Origin of the sequence: Pseudomonas sp. CG7 (assembly GCF_023701885.1) — a bacterium.
Lineage (GTDB): Bacteria > Pseudomonadota > Gammaproteobacteria > Pseudomonadales > Pseudomonadaceae > Aquipseudomonas > Aquipseudomonas zanjanensis.
On the sequence record NZ_JABAEE010000134.1, the window covers coordinates 297 to 10,651 of the forward strand.

At 63.3% G+C, this 10,355-nt stretch carries 12 protein-coding genes; 10 read left to right on the forward strand and 2 right to left on the reverse strand.

From position 1 onward, the window contains the following. Window positions 1–582: 582 nt before the first annotated feature. On the reverse strand, window positions 583–912 hold the full coding sequence (locus HGO40_RS29440; protein ID WP_250965913.1) for an EscU/YscU/HrcU family type III secretion system export apparatus switch protein: 330 nt from the start codon (window positions 910–912) through the stop codon (window positions 583–585). Next, window positions 909–2,480 (reverse strand): flagellar hook-length control protein FliK, encoded by a 1,572-nt coding sequence (fliK, locus tag HGO40_RS29445; protein WP_250965914.1) that lies wholly within the window; start codon window positions 2,478–2,480, stop codon window positions 909–911. The genes HGO40_RS29440 and fliK overlap by 4 nt, the downstream gene beginning before the upstream one ends. Before the next feature lie 200 nt (window positions 2,481–2,680). Between fliK and ccmA the strand changes: the two genes are divergently transcribed. From ccmA to HGO40_RS29495, 10 genes are all read left to right on the forward strand, one after another. Beyond that, window positions 2,681–3,316 (forward strand): cytochrome c biogenesis heme-transporting ATPase CcmA, encoded by a 636-nt coding sequence (ccmA, locus tag HGO40_RS29450; RefSeq protein ID WP_186704691.1) that lies wholly within the window; start codon window positions 2,681–2,683, stop codon window positions 3,314–3,316. After that, on the forward strand, window positions 3,313–3,981 hold the full coding sequence (ccmB, locus tag HGO40_RS29455; protein WP_003183957.1) for a heme exporter protein CcmB: 669 nt from the start codon (window positions 3,313–3,315) through the stop codon (window positions 3,979–3,981). Before ccmA ends, ccmB begins: the two co-directional genes overlap by 4 nt. Window positions 3,982–4,075: 94 nt before the next feature. Continuing rightward, window positions 4,076–4,831 (forward strand): heme ABC transporter permease, encoded by a 756-nt coding sequence (locus tag HGO40_RS29460; protein WP_250965915.1) that lies wholly within the window; start codon window positions 4,076–4,078, stop codon window positions 4,829–4,831. Continuing rightward, a complete protein-coding gene (gene ccmD / locus HGO40_RS29465; RefSeq protein ID WP_003199159.1) occupies window positions 4,828–5,004 on the forward strand; it encodes a heme exporter protein CcmD in 177 nt (58 codons plus the stop codon). Before HGO40_RS29460 ends, ccmD begins: the two co-directional genes overlap by 4 nt. Next, window positions 5,001–5,456 carry a cytochrome c maturation protein CcmE gene (gene ccmE / locus HGO40_RS29470; RefSeq protein ID WP_039593064.1) on the forward strand — a complete coding sequence of 152 codons (456 nt, stop codon included), beginning with the start codon at window positions 5,001–5,003 and terminating at the stop codon, window positions 5,454–5,456. Before ccmD ends, ccmE begins: the two co-directional genes overlap by 4 nt. Before the next feature lie 3 nt (window positions 5,457–5,459). Further along, entirely contained in the window at window positions 5,460–7,448 is a 1,989-nt protein-coding gene (locus tag HGO40_RS29475) for a heme lyase CcmF/NrfE family subunit (protein WP_250965916.1), read from the forward strand. Continuing rightward, window positions 7,445–7,981: a DsbE family thiol:disulfide interchange protein gene (locus tag HGO40_RS29480; RefSeq protein WP_250965917.1), complete on the forward strand. Its 537-nt coding sequence runs from the start codon at window positions 7,445–7,447 to the stop codon at window positions 7,979–7,981. The genes HGO40_RS29475 and HGO40_RS29480 overlap by 4 nt, the downstream gene beginning before the upstream one ends. Next, complete coding sequence (locus HGO40_RS29485) at window positions 7,978–8,451, forward strand: cytochrome c-type biogenesis protein (RefSeq protein WP_250965918.1); 474 nt, start codon at window positions 7,978–7,980, stop codon at window positions 8,449–8,451. Before HGO40_RS29480 ends, HGO40_RS29485 begins: the two co-directional genes overlap by 4 nt. Then, on the forward strand, window positions 8,444–9,646 hold the full coding sequence (gene ccmI, locus HGO40_RS29490) for a c-type cytochrome biogenesis protein CcmI (RefSeq protein ID WP_250965919.1): 1,203 nt from the start codon (window positions 8,444–8,446) through the stop codon (window positions 9,644–9,646). The genes HGO40_RS29485 and ccmI overlap by 8 nt, the downstream gene beginning before the upstream one ends. A 14-nt stretch (window positions 9,647–9,660) precedes the next feature. Continuing rightward, window positions 9,661–10,068: a hypothetical protein gene (locus HGO40_RS29495; protein WP_250965920.1), complete on the forward strand. Its 408-nt coding sequence runs from the start codon at window positions 9,661–9,663 to the stop codon at window positions 10,066–10,068. Window positions 10,069–10,355: the final 287 nt, after the last annotated feature.

Genomic DNA, 10,355 nt, shown 5'->3' on the forward strand with positions numbered 1-10,355 from the left:
CTGCTGCTCACGCCTGATCATTCCAGCACACGCAGCGCTTGTGGCGAGGGAGCTTGCTCCCGCTGGCCTGCGAAGCGGGCCCCCGCAGCAGACCGTATCGCCCGGTTTTGCGACTGCTGCGCAGCCGAGCGGGAGCAAGCTCCCTCGCCACGATGCTGCGTTCTGCCGCAGATCCAATGTGGGAGCGAGCTTGCTCGCGATAGCGGTGTGCCAGTCAAATCAATATTGACTGACAGGGCCCCATCGCGAGCAAGCTCGCTCCCACAGGTTTTTCTACTGCTCACGCCTGATCATTCCAGCACACGCAGCGCTTGTGGCGAGGGAGCTTGCTCCCGCTGGCCTGCGAAGCGGGCCCCCGCAGCAGACCGTATCGCCCGGTTTTGCGACTGCTGCGCAGCCGAGCGGGAGCAAGCTCCCTCGCCACGATGTCCGTGTCCTGCCGCAGATCCGATGTGGGAGCGAGCTTGCTCGCGATAGCGGTGTGGCAGTCGATAGAAATGTCGGGTGTGATTCCGTCATCGCGAGCAAGCTCGCTCCCACAGGTTTTCTGGCGCTCACCGACTGATCATACCGCCGCTTTGATCAGTAATCGTCGCCGCGGTCGGTCACGTCCTTCTCGACACTCGGCGCGTGCGGGTCAAACCCTTGCGGAAACTTGCCCTTGAGGTTCCAGGCGAACGCGATGATCTCGGCAATCGTGCGGTACAGTTCCTCCGGGATGCTGTCCCCCAACTCCATCCGTGCCAGCAACTTCACTAGCTCGGCATTTTCATAGATCGGCACTTCGCTTTCGCGGGCGATGCGCAGGATTTCCTCGGCCAGGGCCTCGTCGCCCTTGGCGGGGAGGGGCGGGGCGTGGTGGCCGTCGTACTTGAGGGCGATGGCCTGGCGGGGTTCGGTGTGGGTGGTCATGCGTTTTCGTCCACCCAACGCTGTTCCAGGCGAGTCTTGGGGCCTGGGGGCGGGGTACCGAGGTGGCAGTCCAGCTCACCGACGTTCAGGCCGCAGGTCACAAGGCGTTCACGCAAGGCGGTCAAGTTGTTTTCGATCAGGCTCGCCGTATAAGGCCGTTCTGCCCATAACTGGCTGGACAGGCTGCCGCTGAGCAACTGGGCCTGGACCTGCAAGGGGCCGAGCGGTTCCACGTCGAACGCCAGTTCCACCCGCCAAAGCTGCTGTTTCGGCTCGCGTTCTTCCCGGCGTTCGTCGGGTTGTTCCCGGGGCGGGGTTTCCTCGCGCTGGAACTTGACCTGCAATGGCACGATGTCCTGCAAGTTGCGCATCGGGATCTCCAACTGCCAAGTACTCATCAGTCGGCCGTCGTCGGTCAGGCCGGTCTGTTCAAGGCTCGACAACTGATGGCTTTGCAGGCGCGACACGGCCGCGGCGGCCAGGCGGAGCAGGTGTTCCAGGTCGCCTTCTTCGTCCTGCTCTTTCAACTGTCGAGAGGGCAGCGGAAAACTGGTGGGCGACGGTTTGGCGCTGACCTGGCCGAGCATCCCCAGGGCACTGCGCACGAAACTCGGCAGGGCCTGGGCCAGCGTGTTGGCGGCAATGATGGCGCCGAGGTTGGTCGAGGCGGGCAGGGCCGGTGTCAGCTGGGCAATCAGTTTCAGCAGGTCGCCCTTCATGTCCGGCGCCAGGCTCGGTGGCTGTCCGGCGAGCAGCTTGCTTTCCAGGAACACACCGCTGGCGATCATGGCCTGGGCCACGCCCTTGGGCGTGCTCAGTTGCTGGGCATCCGGCAGGCCTGCCAGCAAGCGAGTCACCGCCGCGCGCAGCTGTGTTTCTGTGTCGTCAGTGACGGGAAGGTTTTGCAGCGCAGTGATCAGACTGTCCAGCGAGCCCTGGCGGCTGACTTGGGTGACCAGCTGCTGGCTCACCGCCAGTTGCTCCTGACGGTTGCTCAGGGGTACGAATTTCAGCGTCTGGGCATCTTGCACCTGGGCGCTCAAGAGTGTGCCGATGCGCAGCGGTTGGGGACTGTCGATGTCCAGGGTGCTGCCAGCCTGGACGGTGTTGAGCAGGCTCACCAACGACCGGTAGACCACCGGCTGTCCGGGTAAGGCGGGCAACGCCTGGCTGGTCAACACCTTGCCTTGCAGCAACGTGCCCACCGGCATCTGCGCGGTGTCGATCCGCGTCAAGGTGGCAACGCTGGAGGCAACGGCCTGTTGCACGGCAATCGCCAGGTTGCTGGCGGACGGCTGGGTCACGGCCAGGCTGGTGCCCTGGGGCAGTGGCTGGGTGCTGGTGGCCTGCACGGTGGCCTGTCGACCGCTTTCCAGGGTGACCTTGAGCAGTAGCTGAAAAGTCTGGTCCGCCTGCTTGAGCGACAGCACTTCGGCCTTGGCGGTCTGGCCGGGCCCGATCAGCCCTTCGGCTGGCGCCAGCAACTTGAGCAGCTCCCCCGTCACCGTTGGCATACGCGTCGTTGCCGTGGCCTGGGGCAGCGGCAGGATGTTCATGTCGCCTGTCATTTGCGGTCTTACCTTGGGGAAATAAGCTCTCTTGAGAGTAGGTCAGGGCATGTATAATGCCGCCCGTCTTTCAGGGAGTGGCGAAAACCTTGCAATTGTTTGACGCAGCTCTGTGGAACAGGCCGTCAAAGCATCTATGCTGCACCTCTTTAACGGCCGCTGCACCGCCGACTTGAACACCGTATAAGGCCCGCGATCCCTTGACCAGTCCTCTCCTGCAAACCGTTGGCCTCGCCTGTGAGCGAGACTTGCGGCTGCTTTTCGAACATCTGGAATTGAGACTCTCGCCTGGCGACATGGTGCAGATCAGTGGCCCCAACGGCAGTGGCAAGACCAGTCTGTTGCGCCTGCTCGCCGGGTTGATGCAGCCCACCGCAGGGCAAGTGTTGCTCAATGGCCAGCCCTTGCACAGCCAGCGCAGCGAACTGGCCCGTAACCTGCTCTGGATCGGCCACGCCGCGGGCATCAAGGATTTGCTGACCCCCGAAGAGAACCTCAGTTGGCTCTGTGCACTGCATACGCCGGCCGAGCGCGAGGCGATCTGGCAAGCGTTGGCGGCGGTCGGGCTGCGCGGCTTCGAGGATGTGCCGAGCCACACCCTGTCCGCCGGCCAGCAGCGCCGAGTGGCCTTGGCCCGGTTGTACCTGGACGGCCCGCCGCTGTGGATTCTCGACGAGCCGTTCACGGCCCTGGACAAGCAGGGCGTCGCGCAACTCGAGGAACACCTGGCCCGGCACTGCGAAAATGGCGGCATGGTCCTGTTGACGACCCACCACACGCTGGCGCGGATGCCGTCCGGTTATCGCAATATCGATCTGGGGAACTGGGCCGTATGAGTGTGTTTGGCCTGCTGCTTGCCCGCGAGGCGCGCCTGCTGTTTCGTCGTCCGGCCGAATTGGCCAATCCGCTGGTATTCTTCGCGATTGTCATCGCGCTCTTCCCGTTGGCGGTCGGTCCGGAGACTCAATTGTTGCAAACCTTGTCCCCAGGACTGGTCTGGGTGGCCGCGCTTTTATCGGTCCTGCTCTCGCTGGACGGGCTTTTCCGCAGTGATTTCGAAGACGGCTCACTGGAACAGTGGGTCCTTTCGTCGCACCCCCTGGCCCTTCTGGTTTTGGCCAAGGTACTGGCACACTGGGTTTTTTCCGGGCTGGCACTGGTGCTGCTCTCGCCGCTGCTGGCGATGATGCTGGGCTTGCCCGCCGCGTGCATGCCGGTGCTGCTGGTGTCGCTGCTGCTGGGCACTCCGGTGCTGAGCTTGCTCGGTGCGGTGGGCGCGGCGTTGACGGTGGGTTTGAAGCGCGGCGGCCTGTTGTTGGCGCTGCTGATCCTGCCGTTGTATATCCCGGTGTTGATCCTGGGCAGCGGTGCCTTGCAAGCCGCATTGCAAGGCATGCCCGCGACCGGTTATCTGCTGTGGCTTGGGAGCCTGACCGCCCTGGCAATAACCCTGACACCCTTCGCAATAGCCGCTGGCCTGAAAATCAGCGTCGGCGAATAATAACGAGGCCTGGTCAAAAATTGACCACTTCCCTGGATGTAAAGGCAGACCCGGCGGTTCGTGATGACGAACCGCAACCGTGATGGAAACAGCAATGAACTGGACCTGGTTTCATAAGCTCGGCTCACCCAAGTGGTTCTACGGCATCAGCGGCAAACTGCTCCCCTGGTTGAGCCTCTTCGCGCTGCTATTGATGGGTTCTGGCGTGGTGTGGGGCCTGGCCTTCGCCCCGCCGGACTACCAGCAGGGCAACAGCTTTCGCATCATTTATATCCACGTGCCCACGGCCCTGCTGGCCCAGTCCATCTATGTGATGCTGGCGGTGTGCGGTGTGGTCGGGCTGGTGTGGAAGATGAAACTGGCCGACGTCGCCCTGCAATGCGCCGCCCCCATCGGCGCCTGGATGACCGCCGTGGCGCTGGTCACCGGGGCCATCTGGGGCAAGCCGACCTGGGGTTCGTGGTGGGTCTGGGATGCGCGGCTGACGTCGATGCTGATCCTGCTGTTCCTGTACTTCGGTCTTATTGCGCTGGGCAACGCCATCAGCAATCGTGACAGCGCGGCCAAGGCCTGCGCGGTGCTGGCGATTGTCGGCGTGATCAACATCCCGATCATCAAGTATTCGGTGGAGTGGTGGAACACCTTGCATCAGGGCGCGACCTTCACCCTGACCGAAAAACCGGCGATGCCCATCGAAATGTGGCTGCCGCTGCTGCTGACGGTACTGGGCTTCTACTGTTTCTTTGGCGCGGTGTTGTTGCTGCGCATGCGCCTGGAAGTGCTCAAGCGCGAGTCCCGGGCCAGTTGGGTGAAGGCCGAAGTACAGAACAGCCTGGAGGCCGCTCGATGAGTTTCGCGTCATTCGGCGATTTCCTCGCCATGGGCCATCATGGCCTGTATGTCTGGTCAGCCTATGGCATTTGCCTGGTGGTGCTGGCTCTCAACGTGGCGGTGCCGATCCTGGCCCGCAAGCGGTATCTGCAACAAGAGGCGCGTCGTCTGCGCCGGGAGAACGGTCAGTGAATCCGCTGCGCAAAAAACGTCTTGTCATCATTCTGGCGATCCTGGTGGGTGTCGGTGCCGCGGTCGGCCTGGCTCTCAGCGCCTTGCAGCAGAACATCAACCTGTTCTACACCCCGACCCAGATCGCTAATGGCGAAGCGCCGAAAGACACGCGCATCCGCGCCGGCGGCATGGTGGAGCAGGGCTCGCTGGTGCGTTCCGGGGATTCGCTGGACGTGAAATTCAATGTCACCGATTTTAACAAGACCGTGACCATCACCTATCGCGGCATTCTCCCGGACCTGTTCCGCGAAGGGCAGGGCATCGTCGCCCTGGGCAAGCTCAACGCTGACGGCGTAGTGGTCGCCGATGAAGTGCTGGCCAAGCACGATGAGAAATACATGCCGCCGGAAGTGACCAAGGCCCTGAAAGACAGCGGCCAGTCGGCACCCGCGCCTGTGAAGGAGGGCTGACCGATGACGGCTGGTATCTTTATTCCCGAGTTGGGCCACCTGGCGATGATCCTGGCCCTGTGTTTCTCCCTGGTACAGGCCGTGGTGCCCCTGCTCGGTGCCTGGCGTGGCGACCGGTTGTGGATGAGCCTGGCACAGCCGGCGGCATGGGGGCAGTTCGCGTTCCTGCTGTTCGCCTTCGGTTGCCTGACCTATGCGTTCATGGCTGACGACTTTTCCGTGGAGTACGTCGCCAGCAACTCCAACAGCGCCTTGCCCTGGTATTACAAGTTCAGCGCGGTGTGGGGCGCCCACGAAGGTTCGCTGTTGTTGTGGGCATTGATTCTCGCGGGCTGGACCTTCGCCGTCTCGGTGTTCTCCCGGCAACTGCCACGCGTGATGCTCGCCCGCGTACTGGCGATCATGGGCATGATCAGCACCGGTTTCCTGCTGTTCCTGATCGTCACGTCCAACCCGTTCGAGCGCATCCTGCCGCAGATGCCGATGGATGGCCGCGACCTCAATCCATTGCTGCAAGACATCGGCCTGATCGTTCACCCGCCGATGCTCTACATGGGCTACGTCGGTTTTTCCGTGGCCTTCGCCTTCGCCATCGCCGCGTTGCTCGGCGGGCGTCTCGATGCCGCCTGGGCACGCTGGTCGCGCCCGTGGACCATCGTCGCCTGGGCCTTCCTCGGTGTCGGTATCACGTTGGGCTCCTGGTGGGCCTACTACGAACTGGGCTGGGGCGGCTGGTGGTTCTGGGATCCGGTGGAAAACGCATCCTTCATGCCTTGGCTGGTGGGTACCGCGCTGATTCACTCCCTCGCCGTCACGGAAAAGCGCGGTGTGTTCAAGAGCTGGACCGTGCTGCTGGCCATCGCGGCGTTCTCGTTGAGCCTGTTCGGCACGTTCCTGGTGCGTTCCGGCGTGCTGACGTCGGTGCATGCGTTTGCCTCGGACCCTGAACGTGGCGTGTTTATCCTGATGGTCCTGCTGTTCGTCGTTGGCGGTTCGCTGACGCTGTTCGCCCTGCGTGCCCCGGTGGTCAAGAGCCAGGTCGGCTTCAACCTCTGGTCGCGGGAAACCCTGTTGCTGGGCAACAACCTGGTGCTGGTGGTGGCGGCGTCGATGATCCTGTTGGGGACGTTGTACCCGCTGGTGCTCGATGCACTGTCCGGCGCCAAGCTGTCGGTGGGTCCGCCGTACTTCAACGCGTTGTTCATCCCGCTGATGGCGATCCTGATGGTGGTGATGGCCATCGGTGTGCTGGTGCGCTGGAAAGACACCCCGGTCAAGTGGCTACTGGGCATGTTGACCCCGGTGCTGCTGGGCACGGCCGCCCTGGCCGTGGTGGCCGGCGTGGCCTATGGCGATTTCAACTGGGCGGTGCTGGCGACGTTCGTGCTGGCGGCCTGGGTGTTGCTGGCCGGCGTCCGGGACATCTTCGACAAGACCCGCCACAAAGGCCTGATCAAAGGCCTGCCATCCCTGACCCGCAGTTATTGGGGCATGCAGATCGCCCACCTGGGCATCGCCGTCTGTGCCTTGGGTGTGGTGCTGTCCAGCCAGAACAGTGCCGAGCGCGACCTGCGCCTGGCGCCGGGGGAGTCCATGGACCTGGGGGGTTATCAGTTCGTGTTCGAAGGCGCCAAGCATTTCGAAGGACCGAACTTCACCTCTGACAAAGGCACCGTGCGGGTCATTCGCAACGGTCAGGAAATCACCGTGCTGCACCCGGAAAAACGCCTCTACACCGTGCAGAACTCGGTCATGACCGAAGCCGGGATCGATGCCGGGTTCACTCGCGATCTCTACGTGGCCCTGGGCGAGTCCCTGGGCGACGGCGCGTGGGCGGTGCGCGTTCATGTCAAGCCGTTCGTGCGCTGGATCTGGTTCGGTGGTTTGCTCACCGGCCTGGGCGGGGTACTGGCGGCGCTGGATCGGCGTTATCGAGTCAAGGTGAGAACCCGGGTGCGTGAAGCCCTGGGCGTGACGGGAGCCACTGCATGAAACGTTGGTTGATGCTGTTGCCGCTGGCGCTGTTCCTGTTGATGGCGGTGTTTTTGTACCGGGGGTTGTACCTGAACCCGAGCGAGTTGCCCTCGGCGATGATCGGCAAGCCATTCCCGGAGTTTTCCCTGCCTTCGGTGCAAGGCGACAAGACCCTGACCCGTGCCGACCTGCTGGGCAAGCCGGCGCTGGTCAACGTGTGGGGCACCTGGTGCATTTCCTGCCGGGTCGAGCACCCGGTGCTGAACAAACTGGCCCAGAACGGCGTGGTGATCTACGGCGTCAACTACAAGGACGTCAATGCCGACGCTCTGAAGTGGCTGGCCGAGTTTCACAATCCGTACCAATTGGACATTCGTGACGAAGACGGCTCCCTGGGCCTGAACCTGGGCGTCTATGGCGCGCCGGAAACCTTCTTCATCGAGGCCAAGGGCGTGATCCGCGACAAGTTCGTCGGCGTGATCGACGAACAGGTCTGGCGCGAGAAACTGGCCGCCAAATACCAGTCCCTGGTGGACGAGGCCAAGCCATGAAGCGCTGGTTAGCCGCTGCCATCCTGGGGTTGAGCCTGGTCGGTGTGGCCCAGGCGGCCATCGACACCTACGAATTCGCCAACGCCGGCGAGCGCGAGCGGTTTCGCGAGCTGACCAAGGAACTGCGCTGCCCCAAATGCCAGAACCAGGACATCGCCGACTCCAACGCCCCGATTGCCGCCGACCTGCGCAAGGAAATCTTCCGCATGCTCGGCGAGGGCAAGGACAACCAGCAGATCATCGACTTCATGGTCGATCGCTACGGTGAGTTCGTGCGCTACAACCCCGCCCTGTCCTCCAAGACCGCGGTGCTTTGGTTCGGCCCCGCCGGGCTGTTGCTCGGTGGTCTCGTGATCATCGCAGTCATCGTGCGCCGGCGCCGGGTCCAGCGCACGGCCGCACCGGACACGCTTTCTGTCGAAGAGCGCCAGCGCCTCGACCAACTGTTGGATAAAACCAAGCATGATTGATTTCTGGCTCGCCGCAGGTCTGCTTCTTCTGGTTGCCCTGAGTTTTCTGTTGATCCCTGTACTGCGTGGTCGTCGCGCTCAACGCGAAGAGGACCGCACCGCCCTCAACGTGGCGCTGTATCAGGAGCGTGTGGCCGAACTGCAAGCCGAGCGGGAGGAGGGCGTGCTCAACGCCGCGCAACTGGACACCGGTCGTGCCGAAGCCGCCCGGGAGCTGCTCGCCGACACCGAGGGCGTCGATGCGCCGCGCGAATCCCGGCTGGGCAAACCGTTGCCGTTGCTCGCCGCCGTATTGGTGCCGGTGCTGGGCCTGGCGCTGTACCTGCATTTCGGTGCCAGTGACAAGGTCGAGCTGACCCGCGAGTTCGCCCAGGCGCCGCAGTCGATGGAAGAGATGACCCAGCGCCTGGAACGCGCAGTGGCGGCGCAGCCGGACTCGGCCGAAGGCCTGTATTTCCTCGGGCGTACCTACATGGCCCAGGATCGGCCCGCGGATGCGGCGAAGATCTTCGAGCGCACCGTGGCGGTCGCCGGTCGCCAACCGGAACTGTTGGGCCAATGGGCCCAGGCGCAGTATTTCGCCGATGGCAAGAAATGGTCGGATAAGGTCCAGGCCTTGACTGACGAAGCGCTCAAGCTCGATCCGAAGGAAGTCACCAGCCTCGGCCTGTTGGGTATCGCCGCATTCGAAGGCGAACACTATCAGGAGGCGATCGATTACTGGGGGCGCTTGCTCGCGCAGTTGCCGGAAGGTGACAAATCCCGTGAGGCGCTACAGGGCGGCATTACCCGCGCCACCGAGAAACTGCAAGCCGGCGGCGGCAAAGTCGTCCAGGCCCCGCAGGCCAAGCCCGGTGCATTGCTCAAGGTTCGCGTCGACCTGGCGCCAGAGCTCAAGGCCAAGGTGCAGCCGGGCGACAGCGTGTTCATCTTTGCCCGCGCCGTTTCCGGCCCGCCGGCACCCCTGGCCGTCAAGCGCCTGACGGTGGCCGATCTGCCGGTCACGGTTGAACTGGGCGATGCGGACGCCATGATGCCCCAGTTGAAACTGTCGAACTTCCCCGAAGTCCAACTGATGGCGCGCGGCTCCCGGGCCGGCCAGCCGACCGCGGGTGAGTGGATCGGCCGCAGCCAGCCCCTGGCGAGCAGCACCACGGCGCAACAACAATTGACCATCGACAGTCCGGATAAATAACAGGAATTCGCACCATGACCGCCATCGCTCGTATCACCCTGCTCACGCTCGTCATGGGCCTGAGCGCTTGCGCGGTCCAGCGTCCGCCGGAGCCCTCGGCGCCCCTGCCACCGCTTCCACCGTCGCCCCCGCCCACCAAGCCGGCCCCGTCCACGCCTCCTGGCAAGCCAGTCATCCCGATCAAACCGGCCAAGCCGGTGCCACGTACCTCCGCCAGTTTCGCCCCGCCACCGGGTGGCAACAGCCATTGGGATGCCAAACTGGGGGTCTATGTGCTGGATAACCAGACCAATACGTTCTACCGCCAGCGCACCTATTTCCGCTGGAACAACGGTTGGAGCCGCTCCGTCAGCCCGAACGGCCCGTGGGAAGAAACCACCATCGAAGGCGTGCCGGCGGGGCTGGGGCGCAAGTTCCACTGAAAGTGGTCGTTTCACACTGATCTGGAAGTGATCGGCAACCCTGTGGCGAGGGAGCTTGCTCCCGCTGGGCTGCGAAGCAGCCCCAATCCAGCCACCGCGGTCTGTCAGGCATATTTCGCTATCCAGGTTTTACGACTGCTGCGCAGCCGAGCGGGAGCAAGCTCTCATCAAACAAAATCCATCCCCTTGTTCTCCAAAGCTTTTTAAGCCGCGACCAATCGAACACCCAGCTTTGTAGCCTTACGCTGTAAGGCTCTAAGCTGACGATCACGACTTTTGGCCTCGTA